24 protein-coding genes are annotated in these 26,931 nt (G+C 43.0%); 11 read left to right on the top strand and 13 right to left on the bottom strand.

The annotated features are described in order from the left end of the window. Positions 1-40 precede the first annotated feature (40 nt). Complete coding sequence (locus tag BLP33_RS07470; protein WP_090526076.1) at positions 41-1,333, bottom strand: NRAMP family divalent metal transporter; 1,293 nt, start codon at positions 1,331-1,333, stop codon at positions 41-43. 147 nt (positions 1,334-1,480) lie between these two features. Further along, positions 1,481-2,893, bottom strand: a complete 1,413-nt coding sequence (locus tag BLP33_RS07475; protein WP_090526077.1) for a L,D-transpeptidase scaffold domain-containing protein — start codon at positions 2,891-2,893, stop codon at positions 1,481-1,483. Between the two features lie 224 nt (positions 2,894-3,117). On the opposite strand from BLP33_RS07475, the gene BLP33_RS07480 reads away from it, so the two are divergent. From BLP33_RS07480 to BLP33_RS07490, 3 genes are read left to right on the top strand one after another with little or no spacing between them, the layout of a single operon-like run. Continuing rightward, complete coding sequence (locus BLP33_RS07480; protein WP_090526078.1) at positions 3,118-4,257, top strand: efflux RND transporter periplasmic adaptor subunit; 1,140 nt, start codon at positions 3,118-3,120, stop codon at positions 4,255-4,257. Further along, positions 4,254-5,513 carry an ABC transporter permease gene (locus tag BLP33_RS07485; RefSeq protein WP_090526079.1) on the top strand — a complete coding sequence of 420 codons (1,260 nt, stop codon included), beginning with the start codon at positions 4,254-4,256 and terminating at the stop codon, positions 5,511-5,513. The genes BLP33_RS07480 and BLP33_RS07485 overlap by 4 nt, the downstream gene beginning before the upstream one ends. Before the next feature lies 1 nt (position 5,514). Next, positions 5,515-6,192, top strand: a complete 678-nt coding sequence (locus tag BLP33_RS07490; RefSeq protein WP_090526080.1) for an ABC transporter ATP-binding protein — start codon at positions 5,515-5,517, stop codon at positions 6,190-6,192. Between the two features lie 270 nt (positions 6,193-6,462). Here BLP33_RS07490 and BLP33_RS07495 read toward each other — a convergent pair whose 3' ends face one another. The 8 genes from BLP33_RS07495 to BLP33_RS07535 all read right to left on the bottom strand — a co-directional run bounded on the left by BLP33_RS07495 (position 6,463) and on the right by BLP33_RS07535 (position 18,154). Next, positions 6,463-8,025 carry a RagB/SusD family nutrient uptake outer membrane protein gene (locus tag BLP33_RS07495; protein ID WP_090526081.1) on the bottom strand — a complete coding sequence of 521 codons (1,563 nt, stop codon included), beginning with the start codon at positions 8,023-8,025 and terminating at the stop codon, positions 6,463-6,465. Between the two features lie 20 nt (positions 8,026-8,045). Further along, complete coding sequence (locus BLP33_RS07500) at positions 8,046-11,378, bottom strand: TonB-dependent receptor (RefSeq protein ID WP_175489962.1); 3,333 nt, start codon at positions 11,376-11,378, stop codon at positions 8,046-8,048. Between the two features lie 231 nt (positions 11,379-11,609). After that, complete coding sequence (locus BLP33_RS07505; RefSeq protein ID WP_090526083.1) at positions 11,610-12,614, bottom strand: FecR family protein; 1,005 nt, start codon at positions 12,612-12,614, stop codon at positions 11,610-11,612. Between the two features lie 69 nt (positions 12,615-12,683). Further along, on the bottom strand, positions 12,684-13,286 hold the full coding sequence (locus BLP33_RS07510) for an RNA polymerase sigma-70 factor (protein WP_090526084.1): 603 nt from the start codon (positions 13,284-13,286) through the stop codon (positions 12,684-12,686). A gap of 267 nt (positions 13,287-13,553) precedes the next feature. Next, complete coding sequence (locus BLP33_RS07520; protein WP_139159951.1) at positions 13,554-15,200, bottom strand: hypothetical protein; 1,647 nt, start codon at positions 15,198-15,200, stop codon at positions 13,554-13,556. A gap of 559 nt (positions 15,201-15,759) precedes the next feature. After that, positions 15,760-16,683: a ketopantoate reductase family protein gene (locus BLP33_RS07525; RefSeq protein ID WP_090526087.1), complete on the bottom strand. Its 924-nt coding sequence runs from the start codon at positions 16,681-16,683 to the stop codon at positions 15,760-15,762. 18 nt (positions 16,684-16,701) lie between these two features. Further along, positions 16,702-17,244 (bottom strand): YbhB/YbcL family Raf kinase inhibitor-like protein, encoded by a 543-nt coding sequence (locus tag BLP33_RS07530; protein WP_090526088.1) that lies wholly within the window; start codon positions 17,242-17,244, stop codon positions 16,702-16,704. Between the two features lie 73 nt (positions 17,245-17,317). Then, a complete protein-coding gene (locus BLP33_RS07535) occupies positions 17,318-18,154 on the bottom strand; it encodes a helix-turn-helix domain-containing protein (protein WP_090526089.1) in 837 nt (278 codons plus the stop codon). 139 nt (positions 18,155-18,293) lie between these two features. Between BLP33_RS07535 and BLP33_RS07540 the strand changes: the two genes are divergently transcribed. The 7 genes from BLP33_RS07540 (at position 18,294) to BLP33_RS07570 (ending at position 22,024) form a co-directional block, all read left to right on the top strand. Further along, on the top strand, positions 18,294-19,316 hold the full coding sequence (locus tag BLP33_RS07540) for an LLM class flavin-dependent oxidoreductase (protein WP_090526090.1): 1,023 nt from the start codon (positions 18,294-18,296) through the stop codon (positions 19,314-19,316). Between the two features lie 84 nt (positions 19,317-19,400). Continuing rightward, on the top strand, positions 19,401-19,589 hold the full coding sequence (locus tag BLP33_RS07545; RefSeq protein ID WP_090526091.1) for a hypothetical protein: 189 nt from the start codon (positions 19,401-19,403) through the stop codon (positions 19,587-19,589). Positions 19,590-19,633: 44 nt separating this feature from the next. Then, positions 19,634-20,296 carry a class I SAM-dependent methyltransferase gene (locus BLP33_RS07550; protein WP_175489963.1) on the top strand — a complete coding sequence of 221 codons (663 nt, stop codon included), beginning with the start codon at positions 19,634-19,636 and terminating at the stop codon, positions 20,294-20,296. 136 nt (positions 20,297-20,432) lie between these two features. After that, positions 20,433-20,936 carry a class I SAM-dependent methyltransferase gene (locus tag BLP33_RS07555; RefSeq protein WP_217633116.1) on the top strand — a complete coding sequence of 168 codons (504 nt, stop codon included), beginning with the start codon at positions 20,433-20,435 and terminating at the stop codon, positions 20,934-20,936. Between the two features lie 99 nt (positions 20,937-21,035). Beyond that, positions 21,036-21,416, top strand: coding sequence for a glycine cleavage system protein GcvH (gcvH, locus tag BLP33_RS07560; RefSeq protein WP_090526094.1), 381 nt, complete (start codon positions 21,036-21,038; stop codon positions 21,414-21,416). 100 nt (positions 21,417-21,516) lie between these two features. Continuing rightward, positions 21,517-21,696, top strand: a complete 180-nt coding sequence (locus BLP33_RS07565; RefSeq protein WP_090526095.1) for a histone H1 — start codon at positions 21,517-21,519, stop codon at positions 21,694-21,696. Between the two features lie 91 nt (positions 21,697-21,787). Then, complete coding sequence (locus tag BLP33_RS07570; RefSeq protein WP_090526096.1) at positions 21,788-22,024, top strand: hypothetical protein; 237 nt, start codon at positions 21,788-21,790, stop codon at positions 22,022-22,024. A gap of 8 nt (positions 22,025-22,032) precedes the next feature. Here BLP33_RS07570 and BLP33_RS07575 read toward each other — a convergent pair whose 3' ends face one another. Together BLP33_RS07575 and BLP33_RS07580 are read right to left on the bottom strand one after the other, a co-directional pair. Then, positions 22,033-23,745, bottom strand: a complete 1,713-nt coding sequence (locus BLP33_RS07575) for a SulP family inorganic anion transporter (protein ID WP_254780077.1) — start codon at positions 23,743-23,745, stop codon at positions 22,033-22,035. Further along, the gene (locus BLP33_RS07580) at positions 23,745-24,038 is read right to left on the bottom strand and encodes a hypothetical protein (RefSeq protein ID WP_317197331.1); all 294 of its coding nucleotides are present in this window, start codon (positions 24,036-24,038) and stop codon (positions 23,745-23,747) included. Before BLP33_RS07580 ends, BLP33_RS07575 begins: the two co-directional genes overlap by 1 nt. Before the next feature lie 309 nt (positions 24,039-24,347). On the opposite strand from BLP33_RS07580, the gene BLP33_RS07585 reads away from it, so the two are divergent. Further along, positions 24,348-25,067 (top strand): Crp/Fnr family transcriptional regulator, encoded by a 720-nt coding sequence (locus tag BLP33_RS07585; RefSeq protein WP_090526098.1) that lies wholly within the window; start codon positions 24,348-24,350, stop codon positions 25,065-25,067. 344 nt (positions 25,068-25,411) lie between these two features. Here BLP33_RS07585 and BLP33_RS07590 read toward each other — a convergent pair whose 3' ends face one another. After that, positions 25,412-26,923, bottom strand: a complete 1,512-nt coding sequence (locus BLP33_RS07590; RefSeq protein ID WP_090526099.1) for a SusD/RagB family nutrient-binding outer membrane lipoprotein — start codon at positions 26,921-26,923, stop codon at positions 25,412-25,414. Positions 26,924-26,931 lie beyond the last annotated feature (8 nt).

Here is a 26,931-nt window from a genome sequence, read left to right on the forward strand (position 1 = left end):
TGTAATTTAAATCATTAAATTAAAGGGGCCAAATCCCGTGCTAATACAATGTATAACACAAAGCTATTGCAGCTGCCCCCATGGCAGCAAAACTGCTCCAAAGCATCAATTTGGAAATAAACTTGCTATTGTACTCTCCCATGATTTTGGGGTTAGAGGAGATCCTGGCAATCAGGAACAATAGTGGTACCGCTGCTATCCCATTTAATACCGCCGCATAAACTAATGCCTTAACCGGATCGATGCCAATATAATTAATTAGTAATCCAATTAAAGTGGCAATGCATATGACAGCATAAAAAGAGCGCGCCTTTTTCAATTTTAAATTAAGCCCTGCCTTCCAGTTAAAGGCCTCACAAGCGGCATATCCTACCGAGCCGGAAAGTACCGGGACAGCCAATAAACCAAGGCCTATAATGCCGGTAGAAAAAATTAATTTGGCTAAAAATCCGGCGTTAGGAAAGGTATGCACCAGCGGCTCTATCGCCCTTGCCGCATCAGACGCACTTTTTATGTCAGTTACACCGCTATTGTGCAAAACGGTTGCAGCAACTACAATAATACTCCAGGCAGTGAATTCTGAAAATATCATGCCGATAGTGTTATCAATACGCATTTTTTTTATTTGCATCCAACCGGGCCTGGGTTTATGCCGCGAAATCCTCTCCTTTTCTTTCTGCTCCTCCACTTCCTGTGAGGCCTCCCAAAAAAACATATATGGAGAAATTGTGGTTCCCAAAACCCCCGTTATGATAAATAGAAAACTAAAATTTAACTCAAAATGAGGTATAACAGTTGCTTTCAGAACGGTAAGCCATGGCTGGTGTACAATAAACAAAGTTATGGGATATGCCAATAAAGTTACTGCAAGCCATTTTAGTATCCTGGCGTAAGAATGATAAGAAGTAAAAACCTCCAGAACAAGGGTCAACAATGTAAAAAACAAGGTTAATGCAACAAACGGGGCTGGGATAAGTAATCGGGCCGCAGCTGCCATAGCTCCTATATCGGCCCCGATATTGATTGTATTGGCCACCAATACGAGCCCGACAACCGCATATAAAACAGTTTTGCTGTAATGTTCCTTAATTACAGCTGATAGGCCTTTACCTGCTACCATGCCGATACGTGCGCAAGCTTCCTGAACGGCAATCATAAAAGGTAACATATATAGCGCTGCCCACAGCTGATTGTAGCCAAACTGTGCGCCGGTTTGCGAATAAGTAGCAATGCCAGAGGGGTCATCATCAGCAGCACCAGTAGTAAGGCCCGGGCCTAAAATTGAAAAAAATCTCAAAAAGCGGTTCTTTTTTTTCTGTTGATTACCTTTCATGGTATTGAATATCAGAAAATTATATTATTCCCATACACCAAATGATGAATTTTCTGATCACCTACTATGTTTTGACGCTGGTAGTAGTGGCCGCTTATGAGTTAAAGGTTCAAAATTTGATTTAACAACTTTGGCGCAAAATGAAGCTTATCTTATGCTCGTATTGCGTTGAAGCTTGCTGTAAATAGCCAATTCCAGGCTTGTGTCCATATTATAGATATCCTCAAACCTGATTAATTCACCTTTTTTTATGTCACATGTCAGGTAAGTGATTTTTATAGGAACAGGTTTATTAAGCACGAAATTATGTGTCTTTGATTTTTTAAGAATTTTAAACAATTTGTCGCTTTGCTCTGAAGCGTCATATTTGAGCAATAACGCGGCGAGCCCGGCAGCATCATCTAACCAGATACAACCATTACTTAAATCACGTTTATCTTTTTCAAACAGCTTTTGATCAGCAATTTGGTTTAAGTATATGTTGTACACATTTTGAAAATGAAAAACCAGCGATCCCAGGGTGTTATCGCAGCCGGGCGCCTGTTTAGCGTAATAGCCCTGGGGCGAAGTCAATATGCTCTTAAGTTGGGCGTTAGTGATATCTTTTAATTGACCAGCCTTATTATAAATACTGATCTGAAGCCGGTCAAGGAATAAACTATCAGCTATTGCTTTCGGGAGGATGTCGCGGATAAATATCCGGTCAGGAACAAGCCAGTCTGGAAAAGAAGTAAAATAGGTGATTTGGCTCTGCAAAGTCGGGCTGGGAGTTTGTGGCGTCCCGACAATAGCTTTAAATACCACCAATGTATCCGGCAAATGAAATGTCAGCTCGTAGGTAGGGATATTAATTTGTATATATTTTTCCTGGTCATCAACGTTTGCCCACCTGATTCTTTCCATGTTGACGGCGATTTTCATTACATCATCTCCTGGGGTTCCATAGCAATCATCCGGGGCTTGTCCTCTGATTATGTGCAGCATTTCCTGAAAAGCGGTATAGAGTTTTGCATTAGGTTGTACCTCCAAAACAGACTTCGTAAACTCCTGCGAATGTATAATGTCCTGCAGTTTAGCTTCTGCATGAAATGGTACATCCATGCCATGATCTACCCTGTCGGATCCGTAGTCAGGATTGAGCTTTCCATAATGCAAATAGTTCAGCATGGTAATGACAGCATCTGTAAGCAAAACATCAAACTGTGCCTTTAAGGAGTCACTAACCGAACCTGGATTTTCCAAAATATCGCGGAGCATATCAAACTGAAGCTCTTTAGGATGAAAATCATCATGCGATAATCCGTATTGTAACACACAATCTAAAAGCACCATTGCATTCCCGGTGTTTTGACGAGATTGCGGATTAGTCCATACCGGAAGGTAATTGTTTTGCCGATAAAACCGGGTAACGCTTTGTGGGTAATGTAATTGTTGCGACGTAGCAGCACTTTTGAGCTGTTCGTTAATTACGTTATTGGTAATCCCCTTCTTTTCCTGGGCAAATACATTAACCAGAAAAAACGAACTGAAAGTGAATAACAAAAGAACCGACTTTTTCATTGTAATATTTTGTGAGTATCCAAATCTTCTTCAGTGCGGCCCATGGCTACATTGATATTGTGTAAAGTTTTGAATAAGACCCAGCAAAAAGAATGACACACATCAAATAACTTGTTGATGCAGATCATAAAATTATGCCTGCCACCAAATTGGCGTGAGCACCGTCACTATTCATCCTGATATTTATCAAACTTAAAGTACTTAAGAGTGATGACATTAGCGATATGAAAATTGTTAGGGGCTTTAGTATTACTGATAATATAACAAACCATCAGATAAATATTGTAAAAGCGATAATTACTGCATCCACGTTTCTGTTCAGCTTTTCCTGTCAATTAAAAAGCGATAAAATAAGCCCGGTAGTTGCTTCCATATCAGAGTCCGTATATGCGTCCGGCATAATTAAAAGCAAGGATCAATATCAAGCTTTTGCCTCAGTTAGCGGTATTATTCAGGAACAATTTGTAACTGAAGGTCAATATGTTACTGCTGGCACTCCTTTAATATCTATTAAAAAAGAAAATCAAAAGCTAAATGTTGAAAACGCGATGATATCGGCTTCGTTTGCCGACTTCAGGCTAAATAAAGATAAACTGGCCGCAGCGGCAATCGCGGTTGATCAGGCCCGGTCCAGGATGCTTAACGACTCGGTAATGTTGGTCAGGCAAAAAGAACTGTGGGGGCAGCAGATCGGTACTAAAGTACAGCTTGAGGAAAGTGAATTAGCAGTAGTCAATTCAAAAACAGCTCTGCAAACAGCCATAATTAACTTCACAGAATTGAAAAGACAGTTGCGTTATAACGCCGCGCAAAGCATAAATAATCTCAGTATTAACAAACAACAGGAAAGCGACTTTACTGTTAAAAGCAATATAAACGGAGTAGTATATAACCTTTACAAAAATCCAGGCGAAACTGTTAGCCCGCAAACACCGCTGGCCCTCATTGGCAAAGCCGACCGTTTCCTGCTTGAATTACAAGTGGACGAATATGATATCGTTAAAGTAAATCCGGGGCTTACCGTTTTTGTCACAATGGATAGTTACAGAGGCAAGGTATTTGAAGCCAGAGTGACCAAAATATATCCGGAAATGAACGAACACACCAAAACATTTCGCGTCGAAGCTATTTTTACTACCCCGCCGCTAAAATTGTATCCTAACACTACTTTGGAAGCGAATATAATTATCCAAACCCGGAAAAAGGCTTTGCTTATCCCCAGAAGCTACTTGCTCAATGATTCCGTTGTGATAAGAAGCAACGGTGAAAAACTTAAAATAAAAACAGGTCTTAGTGATTACCTGCAAGTAGAAGTAATTTCCGGTCTCCAGTTAAATGATGAACTAATAAAACCGATACCATGAATTTTAAGCTGACCTGGAACATCGCGGTAGCTTTATTATTAGCCCACTTAAGACAGACGATTGTTGCCGCAACCGGTGTAACTTTTAGCATAACAATGTTTATTGCCCTATTGAGTTTTATGGGTGGCTTAAACAAGCTTTTAGATGGGCTGGTAATAAACCGCACTCCTCATATCAGATTGTATAATGAAATTGCAGCCGCACGGCATCAACCGGTGGACCTTACCAACGCATATCGCCACAGTTACAACTTTGTAAGCTCCGTCAAGCCGCAGAACAAGCGCCTGGGCATTTACAATAGCAGGGCTATAATGAAGGCTATCGCACTCGATCCGCGCGTACAGGGACTTTCACCGCTAATTACCGCGCAAATATTCTACAATACGGGACAGGTTAATATCACCGGGCTTATTAACGGGATTGATCCGAACAAGGAAAATGAACTTTTTTTATTTGGGGACTATATTATAGCGGGCAAATTCATTGACCTGAAAAATACTCCTAACAGTATTATTTTAGGAAAAGGCATCGCAAAAAAAATGATAGTCCATCTCGGGGATATCATTCATGTAACTCCGGCTAATGGAAACCAGGTGCCTTTAAAAGTAGTAGGGATTTATCAATCCGGTCTTGAAGAGATTGACAACAAGCAAAGTTATACCTCTATCGCAACAACTCAAAAATTACTTAACGAATCAAACAATTATATCACAGACATCCAGGTCAAATTAAAAAACATCAGCGAAGCACCGAAAATTGCAGCTTATTACAGGCAGGTATTTAATATAGATGCGATGGATATTCAAACGGCCAATTCACAATTTGATACCGGTAGTTTTATCCGCTCGCTGATATCTTACACAGTTGGGGTAACTTTACTGATTGTAGCAGGTTTTGGGATATATAACATTCTGAATATGATGATTTATGAAAAGCTCGATTCAATCGCAATATTAAAAGCCACAGGATTTTCAGGCAAAGATGTCAGTCGCATATTTAGCACAATTGCATTAGGCATAGGTATTTTTGGCGGCCTGGCAGGGCTGATTCTGGGTTTCATCTTATCTGTTATCATAAACCACATCCCATTTAATACAACCGCGCTTCCTACAATTAAAACCTATCCCATTGATTTCAATATAGGTTTTTATTTTATCGCTGGTCTGTTCTCTTTTCTAACCACCTATTTCGCGGGATATTTTCCCTCAAAAAAAGCAAGTAAAGTAGATCCTGTAATCATTATAAGAGGGAAATAACATGGACTCAATAATATTAGAAGCTTTAAACATCTCAAAAACCTTTTATGAACCCAAAGCGGTAAAAGTATTGAGGGATGTTAATTTTTCGCTTCATAAAGGCGAATTCGCGTCAATTATGGGAAAATCAGGCTGCGGCAAATCAACACTATTATATATCCTTTCAACCATGGACACTGATTATGAAGGAGACCTAAGGATTGATCATATCAGTATGAAACAAAAGAACGAACCGGAGCTGGCCTCGGTAAGAAACGAAAAAATAGGCTTCGTATTTCAATTCCATTACCTGTTAAATGAATTCTCTGTACTCCAAAATGTGATGCTCCCAGGCCTGAGGCTTGGAAAATACAGCGCAGAAGAAACTGAACACCGGGCTTTTGAAAAATTAAAAGTATTAGGCGTTGAAACGGAAGCAAAAAAAAAGCCGAATCAATTATCTGGCGGGCAAAAGCAAAGGGTAGCCATTGCACGGGCATTGATCAATGATCCGCTAATCATCATGGCTGATGAGCCAACCGGTAATTTGGATAAAAAAAATACTGAAATCGTTTTTAACATTTTTAACGAATTGATTACCAATTATCAACAGACGATACTTGTAGTTACACATGATAGTGAATTCGCGCGTAAGACCCAAAGAATTATTGAAATGGAAGACGGAACCATCATAAACTAATTGAAAAAACAGCAACCGCATCGGCATGTAAGAATGCTTCTCAGCGGAATCTCATCATCCAAGGTTTTCTTGCTTTTATCCGGGCTTTTCCTGGTTTTGTCGAACGATCTGCCAAGTCATTTTCTCAATCAACGAATTGGGCCATCCTGAAATTATTTCACAGTTACAGCTATTATAATCATGGTGATCTATTGGCAAAAACAGGTTTATATTAAGAGGCCGTATCAAAATAAATTGATACGGCCTCGCTGTCTAACAATTATTTATTATTTAATAACCGGGATTTTGCACCAGTTCGGGCGAATTCCTGTCAATTTCGGGTTGCGGAATCGGCCAAAAATCATAGTTATCGGCATACTTGGTTTTCACAGTGGGGAATAAAGGATTTTGCACAAAGCCGTTCAACTTCTGCGTAGCAATTCCCCATCTCCTCAAATCAAAATAACGGATCCCCTCCAGGGCAAATTCAACCCTTCTTTCATGACGCACTTTCTCTCTAAACTGGGCCTGTGATAGGCCGGCAGCCAGGTCGGGCATATTAACCCTTTTCCTAACCAGGTTAATTGCGTTGTAAGCGCTTGCATCCGGGCCTACTGCCTCGTTTTGTGCTTCAGCATACATCAGTAATACATCTGCATAACGCAATAAAACAAAGTCATTATCACCCTTTACTCCATAGTCAGGGTCTACAAGTGTTGGATCAAGCCATTTTTTTACAGCATAGTAACCTACTATCCATGAATCTTTTCCGGGCTGGGCCACGGCATATGATCCTGTAAATGGCCACCCCTGCGCTTTGGTATCACCTGGAAAAAACAGGGTCATCCGCATCCGGGGATCGCGATTGTCAAACGGTTTTCCCTTTACATAAACGGCAGATGAGGTTGTGTCCTTGCCATCAGCAGCTTCGTACTCGTTAACCAAATCCTGGGTTGCTAATTCTCCTTTCCAGCGTTGTAAGGGCACACTTATACCATTATCCTGGTGCGAGAGATTTGGCAGTTGGTATTTAACCGAAAACATGATTTCAGGGCTGCTGTTCTGCGCAGGTTTATAAAAATTTGAAGGATAAGACGGGTTTAAAGAAAATTTCCCGCCTGCGATAATGGTATTGGCGAGCGTGGCCGCATCGGCGTATTTTTTCTCAAATAACAATGCCCTTACCTTGTAACCCTGGGCTGTAGCTTTAACAGCATGTCCGTTACCATAGGCAACATCCGGTAAGCCGGCTATCGCCAGGTCAAGGTCTGCCTCTACTTGTTTCAAAACATCGGCCCTGGTAGATTTGGCCATGTGTTTTTTATAATCCAGCGTAAAAGGATCGGCCGTGGTAATGATCACATTTCCGTATAATATAGCAAGCCAGTAATAATTAAAGGCACGCAAAAAATAGGCTTCAGCCTTGTATTGTTTAAGCTTATCGCCGGTAAGTACTTTATCTACGTTTGCCAAAAAATAGTTAATAGAGGCTATAGCAGTATAATTATTAACATAATAGGACGATTGATAAAGATTATAAGTATCAAAAACGCCGGGAGATAAACCAGATGACAGTGCACTGGTACCGCCACCATAGTTATATTGCCCGTAAGAATTGTCACTAAAATTATCCCATGCAACCACCTCATATTGCGATGTGGAATAACTCCCTCCCTGTGCATATAAGAAATTGTAACAACCTGTTAATGCCAGGTCGGCATCACTTTCTGACTTCCAAAAATTTTGAGTTGAAAGTTTATCTGGTGGGTTAAGGTCAAGGGAACTTTTCTTACAAGATACCAGTATGACTACCACCGTCATCAGTATGTATATATACTTATTATAAAGTTTCATAATCGTTTTCTTTAATAATTTTAAAGTTTAATGGAAGCTCCAAAAGTTATCGTTCTGTTTTGCGGATAAGTAACGTAGGTTCCGTCCCCTACCCGTTCAGGATCAAGGCCTGGATACTTACTTATAGTAAATACGTTGTCAGCCGCTACAAAAACCCTCAGCGATTTTATCGACACCTTTTTTAGCACAGGTAAGGCGAAATTATAGCCCAGCTGTAAGCTTTTAAGACGAACGAACGAGGCATCCTTTAAGAAATAAGTAGAAGGATAATTTTGAACGGCAGCATAACCATCTGCCACATAAATCTTGGGCATTGTGTTGGTATGGTTGGTTGGAGTCCAACGATTTAGCCAATGTGTAGTTGGCACAGAACCTTGCCTGAAAGGCTCAATTCCCCAGCCATTAACATAAGCCTTTTGGCCCTGGGAGCCATATAGCTGAGCGCTAAAATCAAACCCCTTATAAGCAGCGCCGATATTGGCCGAATATTGATATGAAGGGAATCTGCCGCTCACATAAGTTCTGTCATTGGCATCTATTTTACCGTCGCCGTTAACATCTTTGATCTTCAGGTCGCCGGGAGTAGGTGTAACCGGCTGTTTAGGCGAATTGTCTATCTCCTGCTGACTTTGGAATATCCCGTCCCACACATACATGTAGTAAGCATCCAGTTCATGTCCCTCTTGCCTGATGGTGTGGTCGCTGATATCCTTTGATCCGTACCTTTCAAGCTTGTTTTTGTAGGTTTGAAGATTTACGCCTACGGTATAAGAGAAATCTCTTCCAATCCTGTCGTTATATTGCAGGGCAAACTCGAAACCTTTATTACGAAGCGCCCCGTCATTGATTGTAGGCGCGTTCAAACCAATATAGAATGGCACCTGCGAGCTTCTCAAAATATCAAAAGTATATTTATTGAAATAATCTGCCGACAAAACAAGTTTGTTATTTAAAATGGTCATATCAAGGCCAATATCTCCAACCCGCGTGGTTTCCCAGGTCAGGCTCGGATCAACCAGCGTATTGGCGACGAAACCTGAAGAAACAGAGCCTCCAAAGGCATAATTGGCACCCGACAGAGTTGATTGATAAGGATAAGTTCCGATATTCTGGTTACCCAATTGTCCCCACGAGCCCCGGACTTTAAGGTCATTTAACCACAAAACATCCTTCAGGAAATTCTCTTTGGAAATTCGCCAGCCACCGGAGAATGAATAGAAAGTACCATACCTTGAGTTTGAAGGCAAACGGGAGGTTCCATCGTATCTGATGTTAGCGCCCAGTAAATATTTATCTGCATAATCATAATTGGCACTGCCATAAAATGAGCTGATCGCCCATGCGGATGATGTGCCGTTATTGGTTTGCCCGTCAGAAGGCCCGGCATTCAGTTCCCGCAGGTAGTTTGTTACATACTGGGTGCGGGACGCGTTGATGTTACTGGCATTATTTTTTTCCCGCTGATAACCGGCAAATGCCGAAAAATTGTGAAGCCCAAGGCTCTTTTTATAAGTCAGCTGGCTATAATATACCGTATAAATATTGTCTGAATTGCCCACATTTAAACCCGGCGACCCATCATCAAGGTTGCCCGCAGGAGACATATCACTATAATAATATGTAGGAATTACCGGCCTGAAATCATTGAATTTATAGTAGCCATAATTAAACCCTCCTTTATTTTCCCAACGCAAACCTTTAAAAAGATCGATATCCAGGGATAGGTTACCCTGTAAATAATAATCATTACCCCGTGTTCTGATATCCTCGCCTACAATAGCCGCGGGATTTTTATTACCCTGCTCGTTGGAGTATGCTTTTTTTATCCATCTGCCATCTGAACTTTGGGCAGGATATAATGGTGATTGGGCCAATGCCGAAAGAAACTGATCACTTGCGCCATTTTCAGGGGTCAGTTTTCTGCCGTACCGCATCTGGATATCCGAACCAAAAGTGATCCGTTTATTTAGCTTTGAGTTTAAGCCCAGCGAAAACGTATATTTCGAATAGTCAAATCCCCGCATCACGCCAGGCTGGTTTGTAATCCCTACGCCTACGCTATACGTTGTACTATCTTTACCCCCACTCATGTTCAGATAATGGTTTTGGGTATAAGCTGTTCGAAAAATATCATTCAACCATTTATGATTTGGGTATTTTACCCTATCGGTAGCGTTTTGGTACAGATCTATCTGGTCCTGCGTATACAAAGGTGCAAGCGAAGAGTTTGTGCGCGCCTCATTTGACAACTGCATGTACGTTGCCGAATTGGTGATTATATCAGGGAGTTTGGTAGCCTTGGAGACCCCCAGATTGTATGTATACTGGATAGCCAGGCTACCGGCCTTACCTCTTTTAGTTTTTACTACAATAACACCGTTAGCACCCCGGGAGCCGTAAATGGCCGCCGAAGAAGCATCCTTTAATACAGATATCGATTCGATATCATTGGCGTTCAATACATCAAGGCTTCCCGGAAGGCCATCAACAATAATTAATGGATTGGACCCTGCCCCGCTGAATGTACCGACGCCCCTTATGGTTAATTGAACATTTTCATTTCCAGGCTCTCCGGAACCCTGAACAACCTGTAAACCCGGCAACTTACCCTGCAGTAAAGTTGAGGGTGAAGTAGCGACCCTTTTATTAAGTTCATCGCCAGAAACGGTAACTACTGCACTGGTCAATTTATGCCTGCTCTGCGTACTGTAACCAACAACAACTACTTCGTTAAGGGCCTTGTTATCTTCCTGCAATTGAATATTGACAACTTTTTGGCCATTTATCGCTACTTCACGGGTTACGTAGCCTAAATAACTGACAATTAACGTCGCGTTATAATCGGGCGCATTTATCGTATAATTACCCTGTCCATCGGTTGCCGCTGCTACAGTGGTTCCTTTTACCTTAATGGTAACTCCCGGCAATACTACTCCCTTATCATCGGTAACCTGCCCGGTAACTTTTACCTGTATTATCTCCGGTCCATCATTTTTATCTTCACTATTTCGTGAGCCGGTGTCGGCAGGTGTTCGGAGTTTTGTCAGGATAATTTGATTGTTAACGAGTTCAAAACCAATACCATTAGCAAGAAAAACCTGCTCCAATATTGCTTTTAAATCTTTCTGCCCTCCCGCAGTCGTAACCTTTTGTTGATTACTTAAAGTTTCTTTTAAATAGACAAACTTAACTCCCGCTTTTTTTGAAAGCATATTAAGAAAAGACTTCATATCCATATCAACAGCGGCGATATCAACCTTGCGGTCCAGGACTCCCTGCGCACGCGTGGTGCCGGCTACCGATACACCTGCAAATATGATGGCCAACAAAATCTGGCAACAGGATAACTTCATAATTTTATACCAGTTGATCGATATTAGTAAATTAATATTCATACATTAGTGTGTTTTATTTGGTAAAAAAATGAGACAAAAAAGCCCCCGCACCTCTACGAAAGGTGTGTAATGACACGGCCGGGGCCCGAAGAAAGCGTGGTAACGACACGCTTTCTTCATTTTACATAAGTGGCGTTTGCTGAGGTTAATCTTTCTTCATAATTTAACTTTAGGGTTAATAATAATTGGTTAATTGGTTGTTATGGCTCTCTGTAACACAAACTTCTTCCCATCGGTTACATAGCTAACGTTGAGGAGTTTTTCAAGTACTTCCATTATTTCGGGCAGGCTTTGATTGCTAAAGTCAGCCTGTAACTTGGCTTCTGCAAGATCGTGATCCCCGTCGGGCAACATAATTATCACATCAAATTGCTGTTGAAGTACACGAACTGCTTCTCTAAGGGACACATCATTAAATGAAAGGCTGGTTTTTCCCCAAATTTTCAATACCGAGTGCTTCTCTACAAGGCTAACTTCAAGTTTATCAGTCTTTTTTGCTGTTACCTGCCAAACTGCCTTTTGCTGAGGATGGAGCATAACATCTGCAACGTCTTTATTTCGATCAGCTATCGCGACAGATACTTTTCCGGTAACTACTGCTACTTCGGCGCGAAGCGCATGTTCATTATCCTTTACACTAAAACTGGTTCCCCAAACTTTAGTTGACATGTGCGCTGTCCGGACAATAAATGGATGGGCGTGATCTTTTTTCACGTCAAAAAACGACTCGCCGGTAAGCGAAACAGTCCGGAATTCACGATTAAATGTACGGTCATATGCAACCATAGTCCCTGGGCTAAGCCAGGCCGTACTACCATCGGGCAGCGTTACTTTTTTTATCTTTTGCCCTGTATTTACAATCCTGACATTATCATTACTAACCGTTGATTTATTTGCCGCCGGTTGTTTGTACCATAAAAGGCCAATTGTAATAAAAATCAAAATGCTGGCTGCTATTGCACCGGCCCAATAATAATTAAACTTCTTTACGGGAGGTTCGGACAAGCGTATTTTCTCGCGTATTCCCAATATCAACCGGTCCTGTAAGGCCTGTTTAGCCTCCGGCGAAAGCTGATCATACGCATCCGGTTCATTTTCCGGCGCATTAAACCACGTGAGTACTGTGGCCTCTTCGTCAGTATTACATTTCCCTGCAAGGTATTTCTCAATAAGTTCCGGTGTAATAGGTTGCATGGTTTTAAAATTGTCCTTTTAATAACCAAGACAGTTAAAACCTATGTAGCACCCAAAAGAATTTTATTTTTATTTAAAAAAAGTTTTAAGATAGAGCAAGGAGTATATAATAGCAATTGTAAACAACTGGTGGAGGGATAATCGCAAAAATCTGAGTGCCCGGTTCATATGATTTTCTACCGTTTTTTCGGTAATACCCAGCTCGGCGGCAATCTGCTTATTAGATTTGTATTGTTTCCGGCTGAGTTCGTAAACAGTTCTGCATTTTTCGGGGAGTAAATGAAGATTCCGGTCAACCTCCTGCCCAATTTCTTTAACTATCAGCATTTCCTCAGGGGCGGTTTGCGGAACAGGCGCCGCTAAACGCAAAATTTCAGTGGCCCTATCACGAAGCATTTGCTTTTGAATATGATTCAACACCAAATTTCGTAACGCAACATACAGGTATCCACTCAGGGTTGCCTTTATATACAATTGCCCGCGTTTAATCCATAAATTCACAAACAGGTCCTGCACCAGTTCTTCTGCTATTTCTGCTTCGCGGCACCGTTTTAGTGCAAATGAATATAAAGCCCCGTGATAACGGTGAAAAATTTCTGTAAATGCTGCATGGTCAGAAAAATTTAACCGCTCAACCAACTCCTCATCGGTTAATGTTTTCCAATTGTTCATGCTTAAACTAAATTTAAAATTGGTTCTCGGTGCTAAGAACGCACTGGCAGTCAAATCTAAAATAGTATTTTAATTTTTCATTAACATAATCGACTTTCTTATGTACGAATCAGGCATTTTATTAAGCCCTTTATGCAATTTTTACTTTTATTAAATTGTTGATTGACCTGTAAAAAAGATTTTGGTTGCCCCTCTTCACCAATTTTTGTTTGCATTCCTACTATTTGACTATAATAGCAAAATGCCGCCTGTATACCGGCAGAGCTTTTATTGATCTGCCAGTAATAATACAACACGCTGGTCTTGTGGCCTGATGCGGTATAAACTGCCATTGGCGCTTTTTTCCAGAGTGCCCTGCTGCATAGCAAGCCGGTAGGTATGGCCATCAAATTCATACAGGGCGCTGTTGCCTGTCAATTGTTTAAACGGGGTTTTAGCGCCTTCCGCAATGCATAAGTCCAGGAACCAGTCGCCGGCCGGATGGTTCGTCGCCGTGATGGTCAGGGATTTCTCGCTCATATTGATTTCGAAAGAACCTTTACCAACAGGCCATGAAGCATGGGCCGTCGTCGTATTCAGATTTGTGAAAACAGGATCTCCTCCCTGAACCGGCACCTCCCCGCCCCCGTCGTTCATCATCAGGCGAAAGCCCTCGGGTTTGCCGCGTTTTCCCCATTGAAAACCATCTGCCACCGGGAGCGTGTAAAAGAAACTTTGATTAACGGTAGTAACGTTATTCAGGTATTTATCCGGCACGGTTTCGTTAAACAGGTGGATATCTGTTATCCGCAACGTTCCATTTTCCCAAAGCAGGTTAGTCCTGTAAAACCTGCTGTTATACCAAACGGTTTTTTTATCGCTGTTTGCCAGATCCCTGCTTACCGTAAAAGTAGTAGCCGGGGTTACCTTGTAGGTACGTTTAAACCATTCGCCCGACTGTGCCATGGTTTCTACGCGAACCTTGCCCTGTTTGCGGAGACGGGCAATTACCGGCATCTGCCATTCCAGCCCTTTTTTCATGGCATCCCAGGTGAATGAATTTTCCTGCCCAGCCTGCGTATAATTGTAGCCGAGCGAGGAGTCGTTGGCAAAAGTATGTAAAAACCAGTTGATCCACTGTTCATTTCCGCCCGCATGGGGGTAAACAGGCTCAAGCGTGGTTACCGAGCTGCCATCGGCGTATTGCCGTATAGGGTCGCTGCCCAGCATCCTGAATACGGGCACCGGCAACTGCTTATCCGCATGCTGGGCAGGCATATAAGCGTTTAAACGGCTCGGGTAATAGGCTTGGTTCCAGTAACCGCCCCAAAGGGTAAAGCCGTCGGTTCCTACCTGGTCTTTACAGTTGGCAGAGGCAACAATCTTATATTTATCATACATATAATTCAGCGAATGCGCATCGATGACCCATGAAGCAATGGATTTGGGATAATACCCGAATATGCTTTTAAAATCAGCAAAATAAACGTCGATGATCTTTTCGCGTTCGGCAGGCGTGTAACCCACAGAAAAACCGATGTCTGAATGCCAGTCCCAGGCATATTTTCCCCGCCATTTGATCCCGGCTTTTTCAATCAGCGGTTGCGGCAGTTCCCACCATCCCCCAATCTCAAACTCATCTTTCGGAAGCGTTTTCAGCAAATCCTGGTAGCGCTTGTCAATCAGCGCATCGTACTGTAATAAAAAAGTTCCGCCCAGGTGATATTGCTTCATCAGCGCAATCTGGTTTACCACGGTCTGGTACAGGACATCTTTGGTAATGCTCGCATCACGTGGTTCGATGTCGCGGATAAAATTGACAATGTTAACGATTTTGGGCGTATTGCCTGGCTTTGTTTTTTGAGCGAACAAAGGTGTGGTAACGACCGCCGCCATTGCAGCTGAAGTGAAGATCAAAAGAGTTTTAAATCTCATAAAAGATAGTGCTTTTATTTTATTTTCCGGGAACAGGTATCGGTAGCTTTGCGCGCGGATGAACAAATATTCCGTTTGGCTGGTTTATAACGATTGTAACCGCTAAGTTATCATAATTCGATTTTTTCAAACAGCCTGCTAAGATATATAATGCGTATCCGTAACCGTCCCCAACTGTCTGTCGGAGCAAACCCCAGAAGTGTTCGGAAGATTTTTAATTCCTACCCCTGGGAGGGGTGCGGCTGGATTTCGTGGTGGCAGGGAGGGGTATATACGTCATTTCAGGCGAATAAGTCTGTGAATGAAACCCCCTCTCTACACCCTCGCAGGGGAGGGAATCGCACAATCCTCGCTTTTTTTTATTTCTTCCGAACACTTTTGGAGCAAACCCGGTCGATCAACCGTACTGGCTGCTTTACATACCGCAGGAAAATGAAAAACGACAACTATCAAAAACTCCGCAGATTTTGTTCCTCACTTGAACCGCGCAAAATAACACACTGTCCGGATCAGTTGCTTCCGGTTTGTAGCATTGGTACATAGGCATAAGGCCGGCTAATTATTGAATCAGGCTTAAGCTTGATTTGATCGCTGTCAGTTCCCCTAAAAGGCGCGTTTCTTTTACCATATCTTCCAGGCCCAGCTCTTTGGCTATCCGTGCGATCTCCAGGTTGAGGGTGGCGATTTCCGTAGGACGATGTTCATTGATGTCCTGCAGGGTAGATATCAATTGTCCCTCGGATGAGCGGCTGATGGCAAGCAATGTCTCGGTTACCTCTTCCTCCGGAAGGGAGACGCCACAAACGTCAGCTACCTGGATACACTCTTTAATTATTCGTTTTCCGATTGCCAGCGCTTCATTATTACGGTGAAAAATACCGTTATCAATGTTCAGCAAAGGGCACACAGAGTTGAACACGCAGTTGACGATCACTTTTTTCCAGATCACTGCCTGGATGTCTGATTCTGGTTTAAAGGAAAATGCAGGACTGTTTATTTCTGATACGACTGCTGCAAGACTTTCCTCATTTCCATTGACCACCCCTACCGGGCAGGTTGCTACCGGTTTGAACCGTACCACGTTATCGGCGGTAAACTGGCCCGTCACAAACAACACGCAACGATATAACTGCGTAAAACCAAGCATAATAAATGGCTGCTCCACATTCAGGCCATTCTGCAAAAGCACAACAGGATAACGGACTCCCTTCAAAGCTAACTTCGCTGCTAACGCGCTATTGGCAAATGATTTTGCGGTGATGATAACGATACCATCAATCGTTTTTATTTGACTGAAAGTTTTTACATCAATGTTTTCACTTACTTCTGATCCGTCTGGCAAGTTAATCCTAATCCTTTCGGACGAGCCCGGCAAGCCATCAACAGTTCCACGGATCAACAGCACATTCTTACCGGCATGCTTTAATATAACCGCGAGCGTGCGGCCAATGACACCCGCTCCGGCAATATAAATCGTTTTCATATCTGCTTTGTTTCCAGGTTATCGCCTGCAATAAACCACGAGGGAAGCTTTAGCCAGGGCCGCTTTGTTGAGCAGGTATCCTGATAAAGCAGCCGGCGTGCCAGTTGCAATACCCAATTTATCTGTATTCAACGCGTAAACCGTGATGATGTAACGATGCGGTGCTTCTCCTTCACCAGGGCAGGGCCCCTGGTACCCGGCGGCGCCCGTGTCATTAATGCTTTGCAAACTACCGGCCGGCGCCGCGCTGACTTTTGGGTCACCTGCTCCACGTTTCAGTTCTGTAACAACCGGGGGGATATTGACAATCACCCAATGCCAGAACCCGCTCCCTGTGGGGGCATCAGCGTCATACATGGTAATCGCGAAGCTTTTTGTACCTGCAGGCGCGTTTGACCACCCGAGCTGCGGCGAATGATTTTGTCCGTTGCAGCCAAAGTTGCCGGCCACAAATTCATTGGTAAACTGACCGCCAAGGTCTGCACTTTTAAGGGTGAATGTCTGTGCAGATGAGCAGTAATAACTGATTGCAAAAGCGCAAAAGAGGATAAACTTTTTCATGCCTCAAATATGCCTGCGTATTGCATAAGGCAATTGTTGCTGAAAGTTCAGAATATAATGAGAAAAGCTCAAATTATGGCGTTTTACGGTAATTCGCCGGAGTTACGCCATATTTCCTTTTGAAAGCCGTGTTGAAATTGGACACGTGCTGATAACCGTAGTCCAGGTATAGCTCGCTGGCCGACTTGCCTTTTAGCAGTTCGGTACAAGCCATTTCCAGTTTCCGCTCCCGGATGTATTTTTGAGGAGCTACCCCGTAATCTCTTTCGAAGTCACGCTTAAATGACGACACGCTCCGGTTACTCAGAAAGGCAAGTTCATCGAGTGTAAGGCTGCTTAACAGGTTATTTTCAACAACAGTTTTAAGGGATATATCTGCAGGGTTGCCGAACATGCCGGTCAAAAGTTCGGGCGCCAACTCATGCAAAGCGGTGAGCAATTCGGTAAGTTTGAGTAAGGCCATTTCATAAGAAAGGCTTTGCCTGCCGGCGATCAGGGATTTGATGTTGCGCACATACTCATTGATATAAGTGTTGGTCTTGAAATAAATATACGGCGCATCGCCGGCGCTGGCTCCCCCCTTGCCGGGGCGGCTTACCGTGAATTCCTGCCCGATGCTGCGCGGAAAAAAGACAATTACACTACCATAGGGCTCGGCGTTATTGCTGTGCTCGGCAATAATTGAATTGCCCTCAGGTATCAACATGCCATAACCCGGGGTAAGAACAGTATTTTCAGCGGCACGATAAATCTGTTTTTGACCATTTTGTACAAAGCTGACCGCGCACCGGCTAAAAAAAACGCGCGTACGGAAAGCGCTGCCCCTATCATGATAATCCACGAAAGTGATCTCACCAGCCGAAATGTGGGAATGGTGACGTGTAACTTCCGGTACCTGTATGATTTCCATGCTGTTTTTTGGAACAAATAAACCGCAAAATACGCTCAATCCAAAATGAGTGCGGATAAAAACCCGCGGTTCATGAACTAAAACCTTGACTTTTCCCTGATACCTAACCAACGATTCATTCCTTAGATTTGTTGTTAATATGAAGAAAATTGGCTTTTTATCGTTCGGACACTGGTCCGACCACCCTGCATATAAGACGCGTACCGCGGCCGATACCTTGCTGCAATCTATTGACCTGGCGGTTGCTGCCGAAGAAATCGGCCTTGACGGCGCTTATTTCCGCGTCCATCATTTCGCATCTCAACTGGCATCTCCCTTTCCTTTGCTATCGGCTATCGGTACAAAAACAAATCGGATTGAGATCGGCACAGGTGTGATAGATATGCGGTATGAGAACCCGCTTTATATGGTTGAAGACGCCGGGGCCGCCGATCTGATCTCGGGCGGACGGTTACAACTGGGCATCAGCCGCGGTTCTCCGGAACAGGTGATCGAGGGCTGGCGTTATTTTGGATATGAGCCTGCCGAGGACGAAAACGATGCGGATATGGGGCGTAAAAAAGCATTGGTATTTTTGGATAAGTTAAAAGGTATTGGTTTCGCCGAGCCAAACCCATACCCCATGTTTCCAAATCCGCCGGGCTTGTTACGTTTAGAGCCCTACTCAAAAGGACTGCGGGAACGCATTTGGTGGGGCGCTGCTTCGAACGCCACGGCTGTTTGGGCAGCCGAACAGGGAATGCATCTGCAAAGTTCCACATTAAAGTTCGATGAAAGCGGCAAGCCTTTCCATGTACAGCAGGCCGAGCAAATCAGGGTGTATAAAGAGGCGTGGAAGAAGGCCGGTCATGATCGCGAGCCAAGGGTGTCAGTAAGCCGTTCTATTTTTGCATTGGTAAACGACCAGGACAGGCTTTATTTTGGCCAGCAAGGGAAAGGAGCAGACAGTTTCGGTTATATCGAAGCGGATAAGCGGGCGGTCTTCGGCAGAAGTTATGCCGCTGAACCAGACCGGCTGATCGCCGAACTATCTAAAGATGAAGCCATCCAGGAAGCGGATACGGTGCTTTTGACAATACCTAACACCTTAGGTGTTGATTACAATGTGCATGTGCTGTCTTCGATCCTGGAGCATGTGGCTCCCGGGCTGGGTTGGCGTTAAAACACTTGGTAAGCGCATGCGGAATGCAGCCATCCTGACGGTAGGCGCTATGATTCGCGCTTCGAATTGTATGCCCATGAAATCATGGCGGCGGCTTTCGGCATACCTGCAGATGTGATAGCTCCCCCGCTGCCGGTGGCAGGCATATGCTTTACTGAACAAGATGCTTTCGCCAACAATGTCGCGAAGGCGCTTGTTTACGGTCGGATCATTCCTGCCTCAATTATCCAAACCTTGCTACCTAAAACTGATAAATATCATCTTTATCATTGATTTCTTGCAGGTAAAGCGGCCTGTAATGGCGGATATATTTGCATGTGCCAACACAATACCCATTTTCAGCATTTCCCGACCGGTCCGAAGAACAGCAGCGCGCGACGACACTTTTTAAGAAAAAAAATCCCAATGATTGTTTTTTTCGCAATGATGCGGAATTTGACTGGCTTTACCCGGAGCATTTGCAGTCGTTATCACAAAAACAATGGACGCCTATTGCCATCGCCAAAAAGGCCGCCGAATATTTAGCAGTAAAAGGCGCCAAAGTACTGGATGTTGGTAGCGGCATAGGAAAATTCTGCTTAACCGCGGCGCATTTTTATCCTGATTCTTTTTATTTCGGGGTTGAACAGCGGCATGAACTGGTGCATTACGCCCAAACCACACAAAAATACCTGGATCTTAATAATGTCAGTTTCATACATGCCAATATCACCCAGGTTAACTTTCATCAATTTGATCATTTCTATTTCTATAATTCTTTCTTTGAAAATTTAGACCAGGAGAACGCTATTGATGACCATATAGAGACGTCTTACGGCCTCTACGCCTATTATTCACGGTATTTAAAATCGATGTTGAATGATAAACCGTCGGGTACCAGAGTAGTGACCTATCAGAGTTTCGGAGAAATTATTCCGATAGATTACAGCATGAAAGATCTCGCTTATGATTCCTTACTTCAGTTGTGGGTCAAAGATTAATTACGATTTAACTTAAACACGTGAATAACATGCAGTTCCCTTTTTTATGTATAGTGATACAATAAGCATTTCTTATTTCCGCAAAGACGCAGCTTTCGATACTTTGTATCCGATACACATCCGGGAGCTATCACAAATGCACTGGACTGGCCTGGACATTTCGCTCGAAGCCAGCAATTTCCTCGCAGCCCCGGGGGCCAGAATCCTGGATATTGGCAGCGGTGTCGGTAAATTTTGTATCGCGTCGGGCGTTTATCATCCGGAGGCTACCTTTTATGGCATTGAGCAACGGGAAGAGTTGTTCAATTATGCAGAATCAGCCAAAGCGCAGATAGGTGTACCCAATGTGCAGTTTATGCATGGTAACCTCACTAACCTGGATTATGACCTGTTTGATCATTTTTATTTCTTCAATCCCTTTTATGAAAATATAGAACCAAGCATCCGGATCGATTATAGCGTCAATACCTCGTTTGATCTGTACAACTACTATACTTTGTTCATTTACGAAATGCTGAACAAAAGACCGGCCGGCACCCGGTTGGTTACCTTCCATGCCCCGGAAAAACAGATTCCGGTTAGTTATCGATTAGTGAACAATTCCTATAGCCGGGTGCTGAAAATGTGGATCAAGCAGTAAAAGAGTTGGTTCAGCCTTGCTATAGAAAACATTCAGATCAGGCCTGATGAACGCGGCAATATTTATTAAATAATAATTGAACGATAAAAAATAAAAATCATGAATTACCCCGAACATTTATTTTATACCAAAGACCATGAATGGATCAGCTTCGAGCAGGACCATGCATTGATTGGTATCACCGATTTTGCACAAAAGGAATTGGGTGATATCGTTTATGTTGATATCCCATGCCTGAACAAGATCATTGCTAAAGAGGCCATATTTGGCACAGTTGAAGCGGTAAAAACAGTATCAGATCTTTTTATGCCGGTAAATGGTAAAGTAATAGCGGTTAATCCTTTGCTTGAAACTAACCCCGAGCTGGTGAACCAGGACCCTTATGGATGCTGGATGATCAAAGTGCTGGTAAGCTTAGCAGACGACCGCGAGTCGCTGTTGACAGTAGAGCAATACCTGGCACAGATCGGAGGTAACTAATCCTCTGCGTTGATACCATTTTGACGGTATTAAGCCAAATATTTAACCTTACTGGCTAAAAAACAAAATCAAACACATTATTTATTTAACACAAAACACAATGGAAAAATTTAAAGCGGCAAAAGATTTGATAGATGCCATAGAGAAAGACATGTTCAGCTTTTACGAAAAAGGCAACAAAGCTGCAGGAACCAGGGTTAGAAATGCTATGCAGCAATTAAAAGTTATGGCAACAGATATCCGTAAAGAAATAACAGAAAAGAAAAACAATCAACAATAGTTTAAGAACTGTTTTGGGAAAATAAACCTGGTCAACCTTTGACCTGGTTTATTTTATCAATAACAGCCTGACAAATCATTCTTTTTGATATATGATCGGATTTCCTTTACGTGTTACTTATCAGCAGCATGATTTTATTTATTATATCATTGCTGCCCCGAGTAAAAAGAACCATACCCTCGAGATTCTTTTAGATGCTAAAAGTTACACCTTTATTCTAGGTTTAAATAAACTATGGATCGAAAAAGATCCGGATAAAGATCGCCCTCTTGATCAGGGATTGGTGCTGGCCATAAGCAGAGCGGTGATCTTGCGTTACCCTATTTAATACCAGGATTATAACAGATCAAAGCCTTTATTAACCTGCATAGTTTTTTTTGAGAGGTCGGTGTCTGATAAAACTTCATCTGCCCGTTTTAATGCTTTTTCAAATGTGTCCCGGACATTGCCTTTCCCGATTTGAAATAATAAACGCGTCTTTTTTAACGCTCCTGTTACCTGTTCGCTGTTTGCCTCCGACAGGATAAGTTTAGTTCCTTTCTTTTTTATTTCCTGATGAACATCCCTTAATACCCTGATACCGGTTGCATCAATGACGGGTACATTACCCATCCGGATAATCAATACCCGGGCGGGTTTTTCCAGCACTTTCATCGTATCTTTAAATTTATAGGCCGCACCAAAGAACAAAGGCCCATTGATCTCAAAAACGTCAACCCCTTTGGGGATAACTGATTGATTAAATTCATCATCAGATAATTGATCCGGAGACAAAATGGTTTGCTGTACAGAACTGGACTGCATCATTTTGCGCATAAAAAGGAAAGCGGCAACAATTATCCCAATTTCAATAGCTACGGTCAGGTCTACCAATATGGTGAGGCCGAAGGTGATCAACAAAACGGAAGCATCACTTTTTGAGCCTTTAAATACGTCTATAAAATTCCCCAGTTCGCTCATATTCCAGGCCACCACCACCAATATACCTGCAAGTGTTGCCATGGGGATCAGTGCTGCCCATTTGCCTATAAAAAGCATAATAAGAAGTAAAGTAATGGCATGTATGATCCCCGCTACGGGTGTACTTCCGCCATTTTTAATATTGGTAGCCGTTCTTGCTATTGCGCCGGTGGCCGGAATTCCCCCTAAAACAGATGAACAGATATTGGCCACTCCCTGTGCAATGAGCTCTGTATTAGACCGGTGATTTCCGCCGGTCATGCCATCTGCCACAACCGCTGATAGTAAAGACTCAATACTGCACAACAAAGCGATGGTAAAAGCAGGCCTGATCAACTGCCTGATGGTTTCCAGGCTTACATCTGGCATGACCGGGTGCGGTAAAGCAGCAGAGATCACTCCAAAACGGCTGCCAATAGTTTCTACCGGAAGATGGAAATACCGGACAAGCAGTGTGCTTATGACAATTGCGATCAGCGAACCGGGAACTTTCCGGGTTACCCTGGGCCATAGCAAAACAACCAGTAAGGTAAAAACCCCGATGAGCAAGGCATAAAGGTTCAGTGAAGACAGGTGCCGGCTATAGCCGATCCATTTACTGATAAAATCAGCAGGGACATTTCCCATTTTCAACCCCAAAAAGTCTTTAACTTCTGAAGAAAAAATGATGACCGCGATCCCGGTGGTAAAACCAATGACCAACGGATAGGGAATGTATTTGATAGTATTACCCAATTTAGCTACCCCCATAATAATCAAAATGATCCCGGCAATAAATGTGGCAATAACCAATCCGCTCACACCGAACTGCTGAACGATCCCGTAAACAACAACGATAAACGCGCCTGTGGGCCCTCCTATCTGTACCTTGCTGCCTCCCAATGCGGATATAATTGCCCCCGCAATGATAGCCGTAAAAATTCCTTTTTCGGGGGATACGCCCGAAGCAATGGCAAAAGCTATGGCCAGGGGCAAAGCAACAACACCTACAATTACTCCGGCAACAACATCTTTATAAAATTGCGCGGGGGTGTAACCTTTAAGGGTGTCAATCAGCTTGGGCCTGAACAAATTCATCATCTTGTTCATTATTGAAACCATTTAAATTTATTCCCGTCCACCGGCATTTCAATATCAAGTTCGGGGTGATAATGTACCTTGGGAGATAACCAGTAAAGCAATATTACGCGGGAATACCTGAAATTCAACGGTGCAAGCAAGAACAAACCACCGAGAATGGTACTGAGATATAACCATGGCGAATCGTTATTTTGGGTTATCAGGAAAGTGGCGGCCCACAAGATGCCTCCCTCTGCTACATTCATAGCGTAGCTGATATACATCGCCGCATAAAAATAGCCGGGCTCGATCTCGAAGATCATCTGACAATGCGGGCAATTCAAGTTGATCTTGTTGGAACCCAAACGGTATGTTGCTCCTTCGAACATATTACCCCTGCGACAGCGCGGGCATTTTGCATGGAGCATCGCCCATGATTTTGATGTTCTTACCATTAATACAAAGCTATGCTTATAATAAAGGCCTGATATGGTATGACATCAGCAAACAAACTGATATTTATCAGTTTTAGACGGCAAGCCCGCGCTTAATATACGCCCTGCGGGTTTCTCCGGTCATACAGGGCATACCAGTCAATAACATTGGCTTCATTAAATTTATATATTTGTAATATGAGTTTATCCGGAATTTTTCCAATTGATAAGTGGGAATTCACAACACAATCTGTTCTTAATACACTTTCCGAAGAAGATTATAACTTTTTAATCTCCCGGCAAGGCGCGCAGAAATATCAAAAAGGGGAAATCATCTTCAAAGAAGGCATTGTACCTTCCGGTATCTATTTTATTCACCAGGGAAAAATAAAAAAATATAAAGTTGACCGGAATGGCCGGGAGCAGATCATATATGTAGCTAATAAAGGCGAATTAATAGGGTATCACGCGATTTTGGCGGAAGAGCGTTGCCCAGATTCTGCAGCTGCATTGGAAGACTGCCTGATCAGTTTTATCCCTAAAGAGGACTTTTTAACCATTCTGGACAGATCACCGCTTTTCATGCGGCGCTTATTAAAATCATTGAGCCATGAATTTAGTGTATTGGCCAATAGTATTTCCGTGATCTCTCAGAGAACAGCATCTGAACGCCTCGCTATTTCGCTGATCATTTTGAGAGAAAAGTTTAAAGGGGACGGATCAGGTGAAAAAGATGTTATTCTCAATATCTCAAGAATGGACCTGGCCGGCATGGCAGGGATAGCGCAAGAAAATGTGATCCGCTTGTTAAAAGAATTTAAAGAGGAAGGCGTACTGGAAACCGACGGCCGGAAGATATGGATCAAAGACATTAAACGCTTAGTTAAAAAATCGAACTACGGATTTGGGAACCCGTAGTTACGCAGACGCAATTGCATCAGCGAGGAATTAGTGACAATATCTTGTCAGTGTTCAATTTTTAAAAAACGGGTGTTCAACCAATTAAAATACAATTTCACAACTAATTGATTATCAACAACAATCTGTTCAAATTGAGATTTATCAGATTTTAATTAAACCTTAAGTAATTGATTATCAATGGTAATTTATTTTGAAAAAATATCAACTGTTCACACTTTTAAAAGTTGAACACTCGTGAGTGAACAGTTACTTCAGCTACCCACAAGGTTTTGTAGCCCCCTTAATGATACCCCGGCGCCAAATGCCACCGGGGTAGTGAAGTGTAATTAATCTGGGCTAATTTATTTATCCCAAAACACAGGTGTATCCAAGTCATCCGCGCCTATGCTGGCCACCGCCGCTCTGTAGTTATCGGCATTAATAGCCGCTTCTGTTTGCGGGTAGGTGTACCTGCGTACAAAGTTGCCTTTGATTTGCCTGCCGGGATATGTGTTTGGCGCTAATGCAGGGTACCCGCTCCTCCTGAAATTAGCCCATGTTTCTGCACCGTTTCCAAACGAAGTTATCCAGTATTGTGTATTGATCAGTTTCAGGGCATTGGCATCAGAATATGCAATTGCCGGGTTATTTAAATAGGCGTTTTGTGCATCGCTGCTGATGACAGCAGTAGCATCGTAGGTAGTAAATTGATCCATGGCCGCCTTTACACCGTTATTATAATAAGTACTTGCCGTACCTGCTATATATCCCTTAAAAGCCGCCTCGGCCAGTAACAACTGCGTTTGGGCATAGGTTACAAAGAACTGCGGAGCGGTTATTTTACCAAATACGCTGTAATTTACCTGCGAATATTTGAACCCTGATCCGCTCACACCGCGAAATCCGGGCGCTGATGGCAACGTACCGCTGTCATAACCTATCGGCAAACCAAACTGGTTGGCTGATGCAGTATCGGGCGCGAGGGACAATGCTTTTCCGGGGTCGGCGTACATAGCCGAGATGTACTTCAGCCTTGGATCACCCGTGGATTTTAATTGCGTTATAAAAGGCTCGGCCAAATAATAAGTATTGGTTAGCTGTTGAATTTGCTGGGTAACCAGGTTAGGATAGGTATTATTGTATTTCAGGTAACAGTTGTCGGCATTGGATTGCATTACGCCTCCTGTCACAGCTGCCTGAACAATAGTTTTTGCCTTGCCCGGGTCTAATTTAGAATAGCGCATGCCTATCCGAAGCAACAATGAATAGCCAAGGCGCTTCCATTGTGTAATATCTCCTCCATAAAACACATCTCCTTTAACAAGATCTTTCGCTGGGTCTAACGCCGCGGTGGCTGTTGTCAGTTCGTTTACCAAGTCGGCATAAATATCCTGTTGCTTGTCGTATTTAGGAAGGAAAGCAGAATTGAGATAAGCCTGGCCAGCCTGGCTGTATGGCACATCGCCGTAAGTGTCAACCAGCATCATATAATTATAAGCCCGCCATATCCTGGTTTCGTTGTACAAATTAGATCGGGACGCATTGCCTTTGATATCCGGCAGGATATGCTCAAGCAATTTTATGGTGTTTGGATAAGCGTTATTCCACCGCATCACTGTATAGGTTTGATTTAATACGTTGAAGTTAAACGCTGAGGTAACCCCACCAAAAGGATCAATAAACTGCTGAACAACCGTTGGTTCAGTTTCCATTAATGCCGCATACGTTAAAACTTCCGCGTTAGAAAACAAAAACACCGGATCGAGACTGGTAGTGTTATTTGGATTAACGTTCAACTCTCTGAACCCTTTATCGCAACCTGCTGCAGAAAACAGGCAGGCCGCGGACAATATGATCTTTATATATTTTTTCATGATCGTAC

Origin of the sequence: Mucilaginibacter sp. NFR10, assembly GCF_900100445.1 — a bacterium.
Lineage (GTDB): Bacteria > Bacteroidota > Bacteroidia > Sphingobacteriales > Sphingobacteriaceae > Mucilaginibacter > Mucilaginibacter rubeus.

Excerpts from the sequence above, each read along its gene's own strand:
- BLP33_RS07470 (WP_090526076.1), bottom strand. The coding sequence starts at position 1,333 with ATGAAAGGTAATCAACAGAAAAAAAAGAACCGCTTTTTGAGATTTTTT.
- BLP33_RS07475 (WP_090526077.1), bottom strand. The coding sequence starts at position 2,893 with ATGAAAAAGTCGGTTCTTTTGTTATTCACTTTCAGTTCGTTTTTTCTG.
- BLP33_RS07480 (WP_090526078.1), top strand. The coding sequence starts at position 3,118 with ATGAAAATTGTTAGGGGCTTTAGTATTACTGATAATATAACAAACCAT.
- BLP33_RS07485 (WP_090526079.1), top strand. The coding sequence starts at position 4,254 with ATGAATTTTAAGCTGACCTGGAACATCGCGGTAGCTTTATTATTAGCC.
- BLP33_RS07490 (WP_090526080.1), top strand. The coding sequence starts at position 5,515 with ATGGACTCAATAATATTAGAAGCTTTAAACATCTCAAAAACCTTTTAT.
- BLP33_RS07495 (WP_090526081.1), bottom strand. The coding sequence starts at position 8,025 with ATGAAACTTTATAATAAGTATATATACATACTGATGACGGTGGTAGTC.
- BLP33_RS07500 (WP_175489962.1), bottom strand. The coding sequence starts at position 11,378 with ATGAAGTTATCCTGTTGCCAGATTTTGTTGGCCATCATATTTGCAGGT.
- BLP33_RS07505 (WP_090526083.1), bottom strand. The coding sequence starts at position 12,614 with ATGCAACCTATTACACCGGAACTTATTGAGAAATACCTTGCAGGGAAA.
- BLP33_RS07510 (WP_090526084.1), bottom strand. The coding sequence starts at position 13,286 with ATGAACAATTGGAAAACATTAACCGATGAGGAGTTGGTTGAGCGGTTA.
- BLP33_RS07520 (WP_139159951.1), bottom strand. The coding sequence starts at position 15,200 with ATGAGATTTAAAACTCTTTTGATCTTCACTTCAGCTGCAATGGCGGCG.
- BLP33_RS07525 (WP_090526087.1), bottom strand. The coding sequence starts at position 16,683 with ATGAAAACGATTTATATTGCCGGAGCGGGTGTCATTGGCCGCACGCTC.
- BLP33_RS07530 (WP_090526088.1), bottom strand. The coding sequence starts at position 17,244 with ATGAAAAAGTTTATCCTCTTTTGCGCTTTTGCAATCAGTTATTACTGC.
- BLP33_RS07535 (WP_090526089.1), bottom strand. The coding sequence starts at position 18,154 with ATGGAAATCATACAGGTACCGGAAGTTACACGTCACCATTCCCACATT.
- BLP33_RS07540 (WP_090526090.1), top strand. The coding sequence starts at position 18,294 with ATGAAGAAAATTGGCTTTTTATCGTTCGGACACTGGTCCGACCACCCT.
- BLP33_RS07545 (WP_090526091.1), top strand. The coding sequence starts at position 19,401 with ATGGCGGCGGCTTTCGGCATACCTGCAGATGTGATAGCTCCCCCGCTG.
- BLP33_RS07555 (WP_217633116.1), top strand. The coding sequence starts at position 20,433 with ATGCACTGGACTGGCCTGGACATTTCGCTCGAAGCCAGCAATTTCCTC.
- gcvH (WP_090526094.1), top strand. The coding sequence starts at position 21,036 with ATGAATTACCCCGAACATTTATTTTATACCAAAGACCATGAATGGATC.
- BLP33_RS07565 (WP_090526095.1), top strand. The coding sequence starts at position 21,517 with ATGGAAAAATTTAAAGCGGCAAAAGATTTGATAGATGCCATAGAGAAA.
- BLP33_RS07570 (WP_090526096.1), top strand. The coding sequence starts at position 21,788 with ATGATCGGATTTCCTTTACGTGTTACTTATCAGCAGCATGATTTTATT.
- BLP33_RS07575 (WP_254780077.1), bottom strand. The coding sequence starts at position 23,745 with ATGAACAAGATGATGAATTTGTTCAGGCCCAAGCTGATTGACACCCTT.
- BLP33_RS07580 (WP_317197331.1), bottom strand. The coding sequence starts at position 24,038 with ATGATCTTCGAGATCGAGCCCGGCTATTTTTATGCGGCGATGTATATC.
- BLP33_RS07585 (WP_090526098.1), top strand. The coding sequence starts at position 24,348 with ATGAGTTTATCCGGAATTTTTCCAATTGATAAGTGGGAATTCACAACA.
- BLP33_RS07590 (WP_090526099.1), bottom strand. The coding sequence starts at position 26,923 with ATGAAAAAATATATAAAGATCATATTGTCCGCGGCCTGCCTGTTTTCT.